Annotated in this window: 12 protein-coding genes; 1 reads left to right on the top strand and 11 read right to left on the bottom strand. The window is 71.4% G+C overall.

Annotation, left to right across the window (positions count from 1 at the left end; translation table 11 throughout):
• Positions 1-259: 259 nt before the first annotated feature.
• The 6 genes from LCN96_RS20485 to LCN96_RS20460 form a co-directional block, all read right to left on the bottom strand.
• Positions 260-1,576, bottom strand: coding sequence for an acyltransferase family protein (locus LCN96_RS20485; RefSeq protein WP_225274461.1), 1,317 nt, complete (start codon positions 1,574-1,576; stop codon positions 260-262).
• Positions 1,577-1,741: 165 nt separating this feature from the next.
• Entirely contained in the window at positions 1,742-2,827 is a 1,086-nt protein-coding gene (locus LCN96_RS20480) for a cation diffusion facilitator family transporter (protein WP_225274460.1), read from the bottom strand.
• 36 nt (positions 2,828-2,863) lie between these two features.
• Complete coding sequence (locus tag LCN96_RS20475; protein WP_225274459.1) at positions 2,864-4,027, bottom strand: acyl-CoA dehydrogenase family protein; 1,164 nt, start codon at positions 4,025-4,027, stop codon at positions 2,864-2,866.
• A gap of 10 nt (positions 4,028-4,037) precedes the next feature.
• Positions 4,038-4,550 carry a MaoC family dehydratase gene (locus tag LCN96_RS20470; protein ID WP_225274458.1) on the bottom strand — a complete coding sequence of 171 codons (513 nt, stop codon included), beginning with the start codon at positions 4,548-4,550 and terminating at the stop codon, positions 4,038-4,040.
• Positions 4,551-4,624: 74 nt separating this feature from the next.
• A complete protein-coding gene (locus LCN96_RS20465) occupies positions 4,625-5,230 on the bottom strand; it encodes an ACT domain-containing protein (protein WP_225274457.1) in 606 nt (201 codons plus the stop codon).
• 201 nt (positions 5,231-5,431) lie between these two features.
• A complete protein-coding gene (locus LCN96_RS20460) occupies positions 5,432-8,557 on the bottom strand; it encodes a bifunctional cytochrome P450/NADPH--P450 reductase (RefSeq protein ID WP_225274456.1) in 3,126 nt (1,041 codons plus the stop codon).
• A gap of 53 nt (positions 8,558-8,610) precedes the next feature.
• Between LCN96_RS20460 and LCN96_RS20455 the strand changes: the two genes are divergently transcribed.
• Positions 8,611-9,168 carry a TetR/AcrR family transcriptional regulator gene (locus LCN96_RS20455; protein WP_225274455.1) on the top strand — a complete coding sequence of 186 codons (558 nt, stop codon included), beginning with the start codon at positions 8,611-8,613 and terminating at the stop codon, positions 9,166-9,168.
• A 39-nt stretch (positions 9,169-9,207) separates the two neighbouring features.
• Here LCN96_RS20455 and LCN96_RS20450 read toward each other — a convergent pair whose 3' ends face one another.
• The 5 genes from LCN96_RS20450 to LCN96_RS20430 are packed head-to-tail and all read right to left on the bottom strand — an operon-like array spanning position 9,208 to position 15,031.
• The gene (locus tag LCN96_RS20450; protein ID WP_225274454.1) at positions 9,208-9,510 is read right to left on the bottom strand and encodes a hypothetical protein; all 303 of its coding nucleotides are present in this window, start codon (positions 9,508-9,510) and stop codon (positions 9,208-9,210) included.
• Positions 9,511-9,527: 17 nt separating this feature from the next.
• Positions 9,528-10,781 carry a NosD domain-containing protein gene (locus LCN96_RS20445; RefSeq protein ID WP_225274453.1) on the bottom strand — a complete coding sequence of 418 codons (1,254 nt, stop codon included), beginning with the start codon at positions 10,779-10,781 and terminating at the stop codon, positions 9,528-9,530.
• Between the two features lie 58 nt (positions 10,782-10,839).
• Positions 10,840-12,621 carry a glycoside hydrolase family 13 protein gene (locus tag LCN96_RS20440; protein ID WP_225274452.1) on the bottom strand — a complete coding sequence of 594 codons (1,782 nt, stop codon included), beginning with the start codon at positions 12,619-12,621 and terminating at the stop codon, positions 10,840-10,842.
• Between the two features lie 5 nt (positions 12,622-12,626).
• On the bottom strand, positions 12,627-13,460 hold the full coding sequence (locus LCN96_RS20435; protein WP_225276019.1) for a sugar ABC transporter permease: 834 nt from the start codon (positions 13,458-13,460) through the stop codon (positions 12,627-12,629).
• A gap of 2 nt (positions 13,461-13,462) precedes the next feature.
• Complete coding sequence (locus tag LCN96_RS20430; RefSeq protein ID WP_225274451.1) at positions 13,463-15,031, bottom strand: ABC transporter permease subunit; 1,569 nt, start codon at positions 15,029-15,031, stop codon at positions 13,463-13,465.
• Position 15,032: the final 1 nt, after the last annotated feature.

Below are 15,032 nucleotides of genomic sequence, written 5' to 3'. Positions count from 1 at the left end.
GAGCACCGACAGCCGGTGGTCATACCGGCATGCCATTACCCAGCCACTACACGGGGAGAGCCCCGACGACGCCGCCCGCAGGCTGGCCGGCGTCCCGGCCGGCGCCCCCGGCACCGTCGTGCACTCCACGAGCTGGCGGCACGAGCCGGACGGCCGGATCGTGCTGACGTACGCGGTCTGCCCCGATCCGGCGCCCTGGCTGGCCGCCGTCGAGGTGCCGGTGCTGGAGATCGCCAGGGGCGCTGCCCCGGCGGCGCCGTCACCCGAGCGGATCGCCCTGGCCAACGTGGTCGCGCACGCGGTCAGGCACCTGGCGTTCCTGATGGCCGAGGACCCCGTCGTGGCCGGGGTCCTGACGCGCCACCCGCTGATCGCCGCCGCCCTGGAGCCGGTGCCGGTATCGGCGTGACACGCGGCGGCCCAGGTCCTGCATGGGCCGCTCGACGTAGCGGTAGGTCAGCGCGCTGGCGCCGATGATCACGGCCACCGCCAGCGCCGACATGCCGAGCTGCACCGGCAGCGCCGCCCGCCGCAGGTCGCCGGAGAGCTCCACGAAGTACTTCAGCAGCGGATGGTGCACCAGGTACAGCGAGTAGCTGATCAGCCCGAACCACACCAGCACGCGGGGCAGCCGCCGCCCGCGCAGCGCCATCCCGCCCGCGAACGTGGCCCCGGCCAGCGCGATCGTGGTGATCCACACGTCGGCCCGCACCCACCACCAGCCGCTCTCGATGGCCCACAAGGGTGCGATCGCGACCAGCGCCGAGGTGACCGCGACCGGCCACAGCCCGCCCGTCCCGCGCTCCCACCGGTGGATCGCCGTGCCCGCGAACATCACCGCCAGCACCGCCGTGCCCAGCCACGGCACCCGGCTGCTCAGCACCAGCGCCGTCACCGCCATGACACCGAGCAGGCAGGCGGCGGCCGTACGGAACCTGCCCACCAGCACGCCTGCCAGGCCGACGACGAACACCGCGCACGACACGTACGCCGGCCACCCGCCCTTGAACAGCGCGCCCGACGCCACCAGCCCCACCACCACGGCCGCCGCCGCGAAGAGCATCGACCACGTCCCGCTGCGGTCGTGCCCCCGGGTCAGGAACAGCGCCGTGACCAGCAGGTAGAACACCATCTCGTACGACAGTGTCCACATGGTGTCGGCCACGCCGCCGACGCTGACGACGTCGAGCAGCATGGTCGCGTGCGCCGCCACCGCGCTCCCGTCGCGCGGCACCTCCCCGCGCACCGGCACCCACCAGGCCAGGGCCAGGACGAGGGCGATGACGGCGAGGTAGAGCGGGTAGAGGCGGAAGAAGCGGCTGATCCAGAACGCCCTGACGTCGCCGTGCCGTTCCAGGGACGTGGGGATGATGTAGCCGCTGACCAGGAAGAAGACCAGGATGCCGTAGACGCCCAGGCTGAACCAGTACGGCCGGAGCGCGGGCACGAACCACGGCAGCAGGTGCTCGGCCACCACGGCCAGCGCGCCGATGCCCCGCAGGGCGTCCAGCCAGGCCAGCCTCGCGGCGGGGCTCGGTGCGGCGGGGGTGGCGGCGGGAACGGCGGCGGCGGACACCCGCCCCAACCTACCCCTTCCGGCCGCGGTGATGCGGGGGTCGGCAGGGGTTGATGTCCTTCCGGGAGGTGGCCGTGACAGGAGCCGAGCCGCCGTCAGGGGGCGGCCACCGTCAGGGGGCGGGCGGCGGCAGAGGCCGGGCGGCGGTCAGGGGACGGGCGGCGGTCAGGGGGTGCGGTGGGTGGAGAGGGGCGAGTGGTGGTCGGCGCCGTCGGGGCCGTCCGGGTCGGTGTGGACGGTGGCGGCGCGGAGCCGGGGCAGGTCGTGGATGAGCCGGTGCTCTGCTTCGACGGCCACCTTGTGAGCGGCCACGACCGACATGTCGTGATCGACGAGAATCTCCACCTCGGCGTGCAACGCATGCCCGATCCACCGCAACCGTACGGACTCCACCCGCCGCACCCCCTCCACCGTCGCCAGGATGCGCTCGGCGTCGTCCACCAGCACCGGATCTACGGCGTCCATCAGCCGGTGGTAGATCTCGCGAGCCGCGTCACGCAGCACGAAGCAGATGGCGATCGTGATGAGCAGCCCCACCACGGGGTCGGCCACGGGGAAGCCGAGCGCGGCGCCGCCCGCGCCGAGCAGCACGGCCAGCGAGGTGAAGCCGTCGGTCCTGGCGTGCAGCCCGTCGGCGACCAGCGCGGCCGAGCCGATCTCCTTGCCGACCTTGATGCGGTAGCGGGCCACCCACTCGTTCCCGGCGAACCCGATCACCGCCGCCCCGGCCACCCAGCCCACGGCCTGGATCTCCTGGGGGTCGAGCAGCCGCCGCACCGCCTCGTACCCGGCCAGGGCAGCGGAGGCGGTGATGAGCAGCACGATGACGATGCCGGCCAGGTCCTCGGCGCGGCCGTACCCGTAGGTGAAGCGGCGGTTGGCGGCGCGGCGGCCGAGCGAGAACGCGATGGCCAGCGGCACGGCGGTGAGGGCGTCGGCGAGGTTGTGCAGCGTGTCGCCGAGCAGCGCGACGGAGCCGGACGCGTAGACGATGACCGCCTGGACGGCGGCGGTGAGCATGAGGACGGCGAAGGAGATGCCCAGCACGCGCATGCCCCGGTTACTGGCCTCCAGGGCGCTGTCGGTCTTGTCGGAGGTGTCGTGGCTGTGCGGCGCCAGGGCGTGGGCGATCCTGCCCAGCACGGCCCCGACCCCGCGACGCCGCTCTTCCCCCGGCTGCCCGTGCCCATGCCCGTGCCCGTGCTCGTGCCCGTCCTCGTGGTCGCTTGAACGCCGGTGCTGGTCGGACATGGCATCCCTCCCTCCACCAGGATAAGGAGCGGCCTCCTACCAGCCGACCTTGCCCTTCCCCGAGACGAGCGCGCGGGCGATGACCATGCGCTGCACGTCGTTGGTGCCCTCGCCGATCGCCATCAGCGGCGCGTCCCGGTAGAGCCGCTCGACCACGTACTCCTGCGAGTACCCGTACCCACCGTGGATGCGCATCGCCTCCAGCGACGCTTTGAGCGCCACCTCCGAGGCGAAGTACTTGGCCATGCCCGCCTCCATGTCCACCCGCCTGCCGCCGTCGGCCTGGGACGCGGCCCAGTACGTGAGCAGCCGGGCGGCCTGGATCTCCGTGGCCATGTCGGCGAGCTTGAGCTGGATGGCCTGGAAGTCGGAGATCGGCTGGCCGAAGGCGGTGCGCTCACGGGCGTAGGCGAGCGCGGCGTCGTAGGCGGCCTGGGCGACGCCGACGGCGCGCGCGGCGATGTTGACGCGGCCCATCTCCAGCCCGCCGAGCACCTGCTGCATGCCGCGCCCCTCGACGCCGCCGAGCAGGCAGGAGAGCGGCACGCGCACCTCGTCGAGCACCACCTCGCACGTCTCGGTGCCCTTGTAGCCGAGCTTGGGCAGGTCGCGGCTGACGCTGAAGCCCGGCGTGGAGGGGTCCACGAGCAGCACCGACATGCCCTTGTGGGCGGGCTCGGCGATCGAGGTCTTGACGAGCACGGGCAGCGGGTCGGCGTGGCGGGCGTTGGTGATCCACGTCTTGGTGCCGGTCACCACGTAGTGGTCGCCGTCGCGGACGGCGCGTGTCTGGATGCCCTGCAGGTCGGTGCCGGCGCCCGGCTCGGTCAGCGCGATCGCGGTACGCCGGGTGCCTGCGGCCAGGTCGGGCAGGTGCAGCCGCTTCTGCTCCTCGGTGCCGTGGCGGGCGATCATCCAGCAGGCCAGCGAGTGGGAGCCGATCGTGCCCGCCACGCCCATCCAGCCGCGCGCGATCTCCTCGAAGACCAGCGCGAACGACACCATGTCGGCCGCCATCCCGCCGTACTCCTCGGGCACGGACAGGCCGAACAGCCCCATCTGCTTCATCTTGTCGACGATCTCGGCGGGATAGCGCCCGGAGTGCTCCCACTCGGTCGCGACCGGCACGATCTCCTTGTCCACGAACGCGCGCAGGGTCTCGCGGAACGCCCTCTGCTCGTCGGTCAGCTCGAAGTCCATGTGCGCCTCCTCAGAGCGGGCCGGTCCTGGCCTGGGGGAAGTAGCCCTTGTCGTGCGGGGCGTCGCGCCTGTAGACCATGACGGTCCGGGTCCAGGACATGACCTCGTCGCCGTCCTGGTTGAGCCCGCGGGTGTAGCAGGTGACGATCCCGGCGTACGGCCGCGACTTCGACTCGCGTTTGCCGGTCACCTTCGACTCCGCGTACAGGGTGTCGCCCACGAACACGGGATGGGTGAGCTTGATGCCGTCCCAGCCCAGGTTGACGATCGCGGTCTGGCTGACGTCGATGACGGACAGGCCGAGCACGACGGCCACGCTCAGCCCCGAGTTGACGATGATCTTTCCGGTGGGCGATCTGGCCGCGAGGTGGGCGTTGAAGTGGTTCTGGTTCGTGTTCATCGTCAGGAGCGTGAACCAGGTGTTGTCCGTCTCGCTGATCGTGCGGCCCATCGGGTGCTGGTAGACGTCCCCTACGGTGAAGTCCTCGTAGTAGCGGCCGATGGCGGGCTCGTGCACGGTCACGGGCTGCTCCTGTTGCTCACACGATGCAGGAGGCCCACGTTAGTGACCAGATGATTGTTCGGTCAATCATCCCCTCAGGAGGCGCGCGCCGCCAGCTTCGAGACCACGTCCACGATGCGCGCGGCCCGCTCGACCTCGGCGCGGTGGAAGACCGGCCCCTCGGCCCGCGCCACCACCACGTGCATCCCGGCGGTGAGCACGGGCAGCAACATCAGCCGCACCTCCTTGGCGTCCACGCAGATGGCCCGCGGCGGCGACTCCGGCAGGTCGAACTCGCTGGGCGCGGCCAGCGAGGCGTGCCGCACGGCGCCGTCGGCCACGGCCACCGACCACTCCGCGCCGCACAAGGCGGGCAGGGCGTCCACGAGCGTGGCGAAACCCCTGGCGGGCTCGGCGGCCACGTGCATCAGCAGGTCGTAGTCGGGCGCCGAGCCGGGCACCTCCTTGGTCGCCCACACGCCTTCCACCCGCACGCCGGGCATGGCGGACAGCCGCTCGCGTGCCTCGGCGGCGGTCACCGGCCCGGGCCAGGAGACGGTGAAGTCGTCCACGGCCCTGCCGGCCTCGCGTTCGAGCACGGTGACCTGCAGGATGTCCGCTCCCAGCGCACCCAGCGCCTTGGCGACCTGGCCGAGACCACCCGGCCGGTCGGGCAACGACACCCTCAGTCGCAGCAGCATGTCCGCCCCCTTTCCAGAGGCTCTCACAGTGCCGTGGAAAGGTTTCGAGCATGTTCCACGGATATGTCGCGCGTGCTGCGGTTATATCCCAAGATGCAGTGTTAAGTCCGGATTGTCGATAAAGGGAAGTTGAGGTTTTCCGCCGGGCTTCCCAGCGCCGCGGGCTCCGGCCGTGGGGACCGGAGCCCGCGTGCCCGCAGGTCAGGCGAACACGTCCTGCTGGTAACGCCCGTCCGCCTCCAGCCGGGCCAGCCACGCCGCGCCGTCCTCGTCACCGGTCCTGCTGCGGTGGATGTCGAGCAGGGCCTGCCGTACGGCGGGCGCCATCCGCAGCCCGTCACCGCAGACGTACACGTGCGCCCCCTGCTCCAGCAGTTCCCACACCTCCTCCGCCCGATCCGCCACGGCCTCCTGCACGAACCGGTACGGATGCCCCGCCACCGCCGAGTACGCCCGATGCACCCGCACCAGGTCGGCCGCCTCCCAGGCGGCCAGCTCGCCGGCGTACAGCAGGTCGTGCTCGGGATGGCGGCACCCGGTGAACACCTCGGCCCGCCCGCTCGCCCCGCTCAGCGCCCGCTCCTCCAGGAAGCCGCGCAGCGGCGCGAACCCGGTGCCGGGGCCGACGAGGATCACCGGCGTGGCCGGGTCGTCCGGCAGCCGGAACGGCGGCGCGGGCACGCGGATGTAGCCGTAGAAGACCTCGCCCGGCCTCAGCCCGGCCAGATAGGCCGAGCACATGCCCTGGTAGGTGCCGGTGCCGGACCAGGCGGGGCCCTCGACCAGGCCGACGGTGAGGCGTACCGTGCCGGGGTCGGCCAGCGGCGAGGAGGAGACCGAGTAGTAACGCGGCTTGATCGGCCCGGCCAGCTCCAGGAACACCGGCAGCGGCAGCTCGATCGCCGGGAAGCGCTCCAGCAGCGCCAGCGTCGAGACGCGCTTGGCGAGGATCTCGTCGGCGTAGCTCGCGGTCAGCTCGGCGAGCTGCCCGTTGGTCCACGGGCACGCGGTGTGCGCGGCCAGCGCCTCCAGGTCGGCGCGGGTGGCCACCTCCTGCAGCTCGGCGAACTCGGTCAGCAGCAGCCCGGCCGTGACCGGCGTGTCCACGGGCAGGTGGGTGGCGCCGGCGGCGCGCAGCCGTACGACCTGCTCGCGGGGGACGCGCAGGCAGCGCAGCGCCCACTCCACCAGCTCGGGGTCGTTCTTGGCGAAGACGGCCACGTGGTCGCCCGCCGCGTACGTCACCCCTTCCGGCAGCCTGGCGACGATGGAGCGCACGCCGGGGCGCGGCGCCTCGACCGAGAAGTCCCACAGCCCCTCGGGGTCGCCGGTCAGCTCCTCGTTGGAGATCACGGTCAATGGGAACGCCCGCTCCGACACCACCGACGGCCTGACCTCGGTCTCGGTGAGCACCTCCATCTCGTAGCGCGGCCCGGCCGCCCCCGCGCCCAGATCAGAGGAGGCGCTGTACTCCTCGGCCAGCGCCGCCCACAGCCGGGCCGTCCACGCGGACACGTCGCCGTCGAAGTCGCCGTCCGTGTCGGCCTCGCCCCGCTCGACGAGCGGGACGGCCCCCGCCGCCGTCAGCTTCTCGTACGCGCGCCGCGGGAAGTCCTGGTACGTCGGCCACTGAGTGTTCCCGCAGCCCAGCACGGCCAGCCGCACCCCGGACAGGTCGGGCAGCGTCTCCAGCTCGTCGAAGCGCTGGGCGTTGTCGGGCGCCTTGCCGTTGTAGGAGGAGGCCACCACGATCAGCAGCCCCTCGGACGGCGGCGCCAGCTCGTCCAGCGTGGTCAGCGTGACGGCGAACCCGGCCCGCCCGGCCCGCTCGGCCAGCCGCTCGGCGATGTCGGAGCTGGTGCCCAGGTTGGAGCCGTAGGCGACGGTGAGCGGCACGCCGGTCACCGCGACGTCCCGCTGCTCGCTCTCCTGCTCGGGCAGCGCGGTCGCCACGGCCCGCTCGTGCGCGCGCCGCTCGCGCACCCGCAGCGTGAACCCGTCGGGCTTGAGGGTGAGCGTCTGCTTGGTCTTCATGCGGTAGACGTTCGGGTCGGACAGGGCGAAGCGCCGCAGGATCAGCGCCAGGGCCAGCCTGGCCTCGGTCAGCGCGAACTGCCGCCCGATGCAGGCCCGCTCGCCGTTGCCGAACGGCTTGTACGCGCCCGGGTGGTGCCGCTTCCTGTTCTCCGGCAGCCAGCGGTCGATGTCGAACTCGTCCGGCTGCTCCCACGCCTTGGCGCTGCGGTGCAGCGGCGGCAGCAGCACGCCGACGCTCTGGTTCTTCGGGATGAGGTAGCCGCCGATCATGGTGTCCTGGACGGCGGTCACGCCGAAGACGGGGATCGGCGACCAGACCCGCAGCGTCTCCTCCAGGATGCGGGGGATGACGTCCAGCTTCATGATCGTCTCGTACGCCGGCGGCTCGTCGCCCGGCAGCAGCCGGTCCACCTCCTCATACGCGCGGGCCAGCAGGTGCGGCTCGCGCAGCAGGTTGTACAGCGCGAAGGAGAGCAGGCCGCTGGTGGTCTCGTGGCCGGCGATGAGGAAGGTGAGGACCTGATTGCGGATGTTCTCATCCGACAGGCGGGCGCCGCTCTGCGGGTCCGACGCCTCCAGCATCAGCCCGAGCAGGTCCTTGCTGCCCCCGCCGCCCTCGGCGCGGCGCTGCTTGATCACCTCGTCCACGAGGGCCTGCATGGTGGCGATGTCGCGCTGGTAGGTCTCCTCGTTGCGCTTCTTCAGCTTGGTGACGAACGGCAGCTGCTGGTTGCGGTGCATGGCCTCGGTCAGCGCCCCGCCCATGGCCTGCAGGAACGGGTGCAGCTCGGGCGAGTCGAAGGAGTTGAACCGGTAGCCGAACCCGGTCAGCGAGATCGTGTCGAGCGTCAGCCTGGTCATGTCGTCGGCGACGGGCAGGTCCTCCCCCTGGCGGGCCGCCCACGACGTGACGAGCTGCTTGGCGACCTCCAGGAACTGCGGGTAGTACGCCTTCATCGAGCGCTGGCTGAAGGCCGGCATCAGGATGCGGTGCGCGTGACCCCACACCGGCTCGTCGTGGTCGGCCGTGAACAGGCCGTCGCCGCCGAAGTCGCGCACGATCGTCAGGGGCGGTCTGAGCCGCTTGACGAAACGGCTCTCGTCACACACCTCGGCCACCATGTCGGGGTCGTAGACCATGATGACCCGGCGGCCGGCGATCTCCAGCTGGAAGATGCCCTCGTCGTACCGGGAGGCGACCTTGACGAAGTGCTCCACGGGCGCGTCCGAGGGGATCTGCAGCGTGTTGCCCACGAGCGGCAGGCCCTGAGGGGCGGGGATCCGAGCCATGAGTGCTCCCTTCCATAGCCATACACCGTATGGCTGACGCTACCATACGGTGTATGGCCGTGAGCGCGCGCAGGGGCGCACCCCTGACTCTCGAAGAGATCAGCACCACCGCCCTGCGTCTCATGGACGAGGGCGGCGTGGCGGGGTTGTCCATGCGCAAACTGGCGGCCGAGCTGGACGTCAACCCGATGTCGCTCTACCACCACGTGGAGAACAAAGAGGCGCTGATCAGGCTCCTGTGCGCAACGGCCGCGCAGCGCATGGAGCTGCCGCCGGACGACGGCTCACCCTGGCAGGAGCAGTTGCGGGCGCTGGCCCTGGCCTACCACCGCAACGCGCTGGAGCATCCGGCCATGTGGCACCACCTGCACAACCACCCCGAGATCATCGCGGACCGGGGGCTCGTCATCTGGCAGACCCTCTACCGCATCCTGCGCCTGGCCGGGGTGCCGGAGCCGGAGCTGCGGCGGACGAGCGACGTGCTGCACGCCTTCGTCACGGGCTTCGTCATCGCCGAGACGACGGGGCACTTGCCGGCCGAGGAGGTCGAGCGCGACTTCGACACGGCCATCCGGCTGATCATCGACGGCGTGGCGGGGCTGTCCAGGTAGGGAGGTGGCCGACCGGCCTCGGCCAGGCGCCGGCGGGCTTCAGCCGGCCGCTTCCCAGACGGACTCGAACAGCTCCTGGGGGATCTCGGTCAGCTCCCAGACCTCCAGCGGCTGGTCGGTCAGGAAGCCGTACTCGTCCTGAAGGTGCCGCCACCAGTAACGGCGGGCGCCCCTGTCGGCGCCCACCTCCACCTGCCGCACGGCCCACTGCTCGCGGTTGTCACCCTCGACGCTCTCGAACAGCCAGGCCCGCCCATCCTCGTCGCCCAGGTGCCAGTAGTGACGGGGCGCGTCGGACTCGGCGAGCTGCCGCACCAGCGGCTGGCGCACATCGGAGAACACGAGGCCATACTAGAGCGTCAGTGCTGGTAGGCCCCCGCGTCCAGCGGGCCCGACAGGGCCTTGCCCTTGATGTCCCTGCCGAACGCCTTGCCGCCGTACCACTGGGGCGTCAGCGCCACCCCGCGCCCCAGCGCGGGCGACCCCGGCCGCAGCCGCAGGTCGGTCCGGGAGACGAACTTGGGATCGGCCATCACCGACTTGGGCCCCAGCTTGAACCTGGCGGTGCGCCCCTGGTAGACGCCGCCGTCCTCGTCGGCCCCCGCGCCGTCCTCCCAGCCGGCCTCCCCGCCGACCGCGATGACGTTGTTGCGCAGCTTGAGGATGGACGGGGAGCAGCCGTCGTGGCAGGACCAGCCGATGGTGTCCCTGGCGGGCAGGTAGACGGAGTTGTGCACGGCGATCGTGCCCTTGACCGGGCCGACGATGTGGCGGGAGCCGCGGGTGATGAGGAAGGAGCCGCGGCTGCGGGAGGAGGTGACGACGTTGAAGGCGAAGAGGTTGCCGGTGGCGGTCTTGCCCTTCTGGGCGCCGAGCTCGGTGAACGTCTCGTTGTTCCTGGAGACGTTGTGGGTGACCCGGTTGCGGTCGCCGTTGAAGATCTCGACGGCGGCGCCGTCGGTGCCGTAGTCGGCGCTCCTGGCGAAGCTGCCGGAGATGGTGTTGCCGGTGACCACGTTGTCGTCGCCGTTGAGGAGCACGCCGAAGGCGCCGGAGTCGTCGTCGCCGCCGTCGTCGTTGACGCTCATCCGGTTGTTGTCGGTCAGGACGCTGTCGCGGATGGTGTTGCGCGAGCCGGAGGGCGTGACGAAGACGCCGGCGATGTTGCGGTCGGCCTTCACCCCGCGCAGCTCGTTGTGGTCGCCGTCGAGCTGGAAGCCCGCCCAGCGGCAGTTGGAGGCGTGCAGGCCGCTGATGGCCCAGTGGTTGCCCTTGACCACGACGCAGTCGGCGTCGCTGCCGCTGATCTTGGGGAGCGCGCCGCTGCCGTACGCCTTGATCGTGATGGGCTGGGCGGCGGTGCCGCTGGACTCCAGCGTGAGCGGGCCGGTGAAGCTGCCGCCGCGCTTGACGGCGACGGTGTCGCCGGGCTTGAGCTCGGCGGCGGCCAGCTTCTCCAGGGACTTCCACGCGGTGCCGGCGCTGGTGCCGGCCGCGGCGTCGTCACCTCCCCGGGAGTCCACGTAGTAGGTGGTGCCCGCAGCGGCCGCGTAGGCAGTGGACGGTACGGCAGGCAGGAGCGAGGCCAGGACGGCCACGGACAGCAACCTCATACGAGCACACCACTATCTAGTTGGGACGGAGGAGTCAGCAGGGGCCACCGTAGCGTGATCAGCGCGTGACGCGCCACATGCTCAGCGAAGGTCCCGCACCCGGTATGACGTCGCCGTCCTCGGCGTTGTACAGGCCCGTCGCGTGCGTGCCGATGGCGAGCGGCTCGCCGGGCGCGCGGCGGGCGGCCACGAGGATCGTCTCCTCGTACGTCTCGCGCGCGAACACCAGGCAGTCGGCGTCGGCGTGCAGCCAGCGCAGGCCGCCGTGGCGCAGGGCGGGCTCGGCCCGGCGCAGCCCGAACAGGTCGCGGTAGCCGGCCAGCGTGCCGAGGTCCTGGTCGGCGGGCCGGTTCCAGGGCATCGGAGTGCGGGAGTGCTCGCCGTTGACGCCGGTCAGGCCGTACTCGCTGCCGGCGAAGATCATGGGCGTGCCGGGCAGCGTGGCCTGCAGGCCGGCGGCGAGCAGGTGGCGCTCGCGCGAGCCGGTCACGGTGCGTACGCGGGGCGTGTCGTGGGAGTCGAGCAGCTGCCAGGAGTGCACGAGCGAGCGCCACGACATCTGGGAGGCGAACGACCTGAACGCGGCCAGCGCGGCGGTGCCGTCGCGCGTCGGCACCCCGCCCGGCGTGCCGAGGAAGTGCTCCAGGTCGCAGTCGGGGCCGCGCAGCCAGGTCCACACGGGGCGGGTGAAGCCGCCGTAGTTCATGGTGCCCTGCCAGCCGTCGCGGTCGAGGTCGCGGGTGGCGTCGTGGTTGTGCTCGGCGATGAAGGCGTACTCGGGGCCGACCGCGGCGCGCAGCCGGGCGGCGACCTCGATCGCGTAGTCGTCGGCGCCGCGCCTGCCGGTCATGTTGGCCACGTCCACGCGCCAGCCGTCGAACGGACCGAGCCACTTCTTCAGCACGGCCGTCATGCCGGCGCGCACCAGCTCGCTGCCCCAGTTGAGCTTGGGCAGCGTCTTGAAGCCCCACCAGGCCTCGTAGTCGCCCGTCACCGGGTCGAAGTAGAACATCTCGCGTTCCGGCGCGTTCACGTCGGAGACGGCCGCGGTGAACCACTCGTGCGTGTCGCCGGTGTGGTTGGTGGTGATGTCGCCGAGCAGCCGCATGCCGCGCGCGTGCAGCTCGCCGGACAGGCGGTGCAGCGCCTCGTCGCCGCCGAGCAGCGGGTCCACACGCTCGAAGGTGGAGGCGTTGTAGCGGTGGTTGGAGCGGGCGGGGAAGATCGGCGTGAGGTAGACGGTGTCGGCGCCGAGGCTCTGGATGTGGTCGACGCGCCGGGCGATGCCGTCGAGGTCGCCGCCGTAGAACTGCTCGGCGGTGCCGGGGCCGGCCGGGATCACCGGGTCGCGGTCCCAGTCGCGGGGCAGCGCCCAGTCGGGCACCTCGCCCATGGGGTGCGAGCGGTCGAAGCGGTCGGGGAAGATCTGGTAGACGATCGCGTCGGACATCCACTCCGGCGGGGCCTGGTGGCAGACGAGGCGGAAGTCGCCGGCGTCGGTGAGGTCGTGCGCGGCGAGCCCGGCCGCGGTCAGCCAGCGCTGCCCGCGCGCGGTGTGCAGCAGGAAGCGGTACGGGGTGACGGGGTTGACCGCGGTGATCTCGGCCCGCCACCACACGTCGGTCCGGCCGTAGCCGCCGGCGGCCTCGCGGGCGCCGTCCACCGCGGCCTCGAAGTAGCGCGGCTCGCCGTCGTGCACCGCGCGCACGTGCACGGCGGTGACGCCGGCGGCCAGCGGCGCGCGCAGCCACAGCGTGACGCGCGCGCCCAGCTCGGGCCGCTGGTCGGAGACATACAGAGCCGAGCCGTCATGGTGCGGCTCCCCCAGGAATCCCAGCACTGCACCTACCCCTTGACTGCTCCGGCGGTCAGGCCGGAGACGATGTACTTCTGCAACCAGAGGAACACACCGACCGTGGGAACGGCGGTAATGAGCGTGCCGGCGGCGAACATGCCGAAGTTCGCGTTGCGGTGGTCGCCGGCGATCATGCCGAACATGCCGACGGCCAGGGTCTTGCTCTCGGGGTCGCGCAGGAACACGTTCGCCATGAGGAACTCGCTCATGACGCCGATGAACGCCAGCAGCGCCGTGACCGCGAGGATCGGCGTGACCAGCGGCATGATGACGCGCCAGAAGATCTGGGCGTGCGTGGCGCCGTCCACGGTGGCGGCCTCGTCCAGCTCCTTGGGCACGGTGTCGAGGAAGCCCTTCATCAGCCAGGTGTTCACGCCGAGCGCGCCGCCGAGGTAGAGCAGCAGGAGCCCCCAGACGGTGTTGAAGCCGAAGGCGGGGTAGAGCTCCGTCACCTCGGTGAAGATCATGAAGATCGTCACGATGGCCAGGAACTGCGGGAACATCTGGATGAGCAGCAGCGCCATCATGCCGATCCGGCGGCCGGCGAAGCGCATGCGGCTGAAGGCGTACGCGGCGAACATCGACAGCAGCAGGCTGGCGAACGACGAGACCAGCGCGATGAACACCGAGTTGAAGAACCACCGGCCGAACGGATAGGTGTCGGAGGCCAGCAGGTTGGCGAAGTTGTTCAGGCTCGCGCCCGTGGGCAGCAGCTCGGTGGAGGCCAGCGTGCCCATCGGGTTGATCGCCGCCGACAGCACGAACAGGATCGGGAACACCGCGAACGCGCACACGACGAGCACGAAGCCGTGCCGGAGCGTCATCCTCACGCGTAGACCTCCTCCTGCTTGCGGGTGCGGCGGAACGCCACCGTCGAGATGACGGCCACGATGGCGAAGATGAACACCGAGATCGCCGCCGCGAAGCCGAACTGCGCGCCGCCCGCGCCGAAGGCCAGCCTGAAGGTGTAGGTGATGAGCAGGTCGGTGCTGCCCACCTGCGGGCTGTCGGCGGGGAACGGGCCGCCGTCGGTGGTCAGCGCGATGGCGTTGTAGTTGTTGAAGTTGTAAGCGAACGCCGAGATCAGCAGCGGCGTCAGCGCGACGAGCAGCAGCGGCAGCGTCACCCGGCGGAACGCCTTGAACGGGGTGGCCCCGTCGATGGAGGCGGCCTCGGTCAGCTCGCGCGGGATGGCCTGCAGCGCGCCGGTGGTGACGAGGAACATGTACGGGAAGCCGAGCCAGATGTTGACCAGGATGACGCCGAGCCTGGCGGTGCCGGTCTGGCCGAGCCAGTCGATCTCGGCGCCGAGCAGCTGGTTGATCAGGCCGAAGTCGCGGTTGAACATGTCCCGCCAGACCAGCAGCATGGCGAAGGCGGGCATCGCGTACGGCAGGATCAGCACGATCCGGTAGATCTTGGTGCCGCGCATGCGGGGGTGGTGCAGCGCGAGGGCGACGCCCATGCCGAGCCCGAAGCAGCCGAGCACGGAGGCCAGCGCGAAGGCGAGGTTCCAGCCCAGCACTCCCGCGAAGTATCCGGAGATGGTGGGGTTGGTCAGCACCCGGGCGAAGTTGTCCAGGCCGACGTTGACCTGCCAGCCCTGGGCCAGGTGCTCGCCCGTGGCGTTGACGAAGTAGCCCTGGCTCTCGTCGGCCGTCCAGGTGTCGCCGTCGCCGCGTACGCAGTCGCACGCGGCGTCGTACACCAGCGCGGCCTTGCCCTCGACGGCGCGGCTGAGGCCGTTCGCCTTGATCACGCCGTCGTCGGTGGGCACGGCCAGGGCGGTGATCTCCGGCCCGCGCGCGGCGGCCTCGGGCGCCTTGAGCACGGTCAGGCCGGGCGCGGTGAGCACCTTGCCGGTGACGCCGACCTTGGCGCCGTCCAGCGGGGTCAGCCCGTCGGCGGTGCCCAGCGAGACCCGCTTGGTCGCCGGGTCCACCAGCAGGAAGACCAGCTCCTCGCCGCGCAGCGCGACGGAGAGGGTGTACTCGGGCGAGCCGGGCGCCTGCCGTACCGAGCCGGTCTCGATGGCGGTGACGGCGGCGGCCTTGTCGCCGCGGTGCCCGTCGCCGAAGTTCGTGAACGCGGTGGTGACCGTGTAGACGACCGGGAACACCTGGAAGGCGATGAGGAAGACGGTGCCGGGGATGAGGTACTTGGCCGGGATGAAGCGCCGGGTCAGGTAGAGGTAGACGATGGCCGCGCTCACGGCGCACAGCAGCCCGAGCGCGACCCACGACCCGGTGGCGACCAGCGGCGGCACGGCGTAGAGCAGGATCGCGGCCGCCACGGAGAGCACCACGATCCTGCTGACCACGAACGCCGTGGTGGTCTCCCGGCGGGGCCGCTCCCGCACCGGGGCGGGAGCGGCCTGACGCACGTCGAGAGCCATG

Source organism: Nonomuraea gerenzanensis, from assembly GCF_020215645.1.
Lineage (GTDB): Bacteria > Actinomycetota > Actinomycetes > Streptosporangiales > Streptosporangiaceae > Nonomuraea > Nonomuraea gerenzanensis.
Note: the sequence above shows the minus strand (reverse complement) of the source record. Positions and strands in the feature narration are given on the sequence as shown.

Coding starts and splice junctions, on each gene's coding strand:
- LCN96_RS20465 (WP_225274457.1), bottom strand. CDS start 5,230: ATGCTGCTGCGACTGAGGGTGTCGTTGCCCGACCGGCCGGGTGGTCTC.
- LCN96_RS20475 (WP_225274459.1), bottom strand. CDS start 4,027: ATGGACTTCGAGCTGACCGACGAGCAGAGGGCGTTCCGCGAGACCCTG.
- LCN96_RS20430 (WP_225274451.1), bottom strand. CDS start 15,031: ATGGCTCTCGACGTGCGTCAGGCCGCTCCCGCCCCGGTGCGGGAGCGG.
- LCN96_RS20445 (WP_225274453.1), bottom strand. CDS start 10,781: ATGAGGTTGCTGTCCGTGGCCGTCCTGGCCTCGCTCCTGCCTGCCGTA.
- LCN96_RS20435 (WP_225276019.1), bottom strand. CDS start 13,460: ATGACGCTCCGGCACGGCTTCGTGCTCGTCGTGTGCGCGTTCGCGGTG.
- LCN96_RS20480 (WP_225274460.1), bottom strand. CDS start 2,827: ATGTCCGACCAGCACCGGCGTTCAAGCGACCACGAGGACGGGCACGAG.
- LCN96_RS20460 (WP_225274456.1), bottom strand. CDS start 8,557: ATGGCTCGGATCCCCGCCCCTCAGGGCCTGCCGCTCGTGGGCAACACG.
- LCN96_RS20455 (WP_225274455.1), top strand. CDS start 8,611: ATGGCCGTGAGCGCGCGCAGGGGCGCACCCCTGACTCTCGAAGAGATC.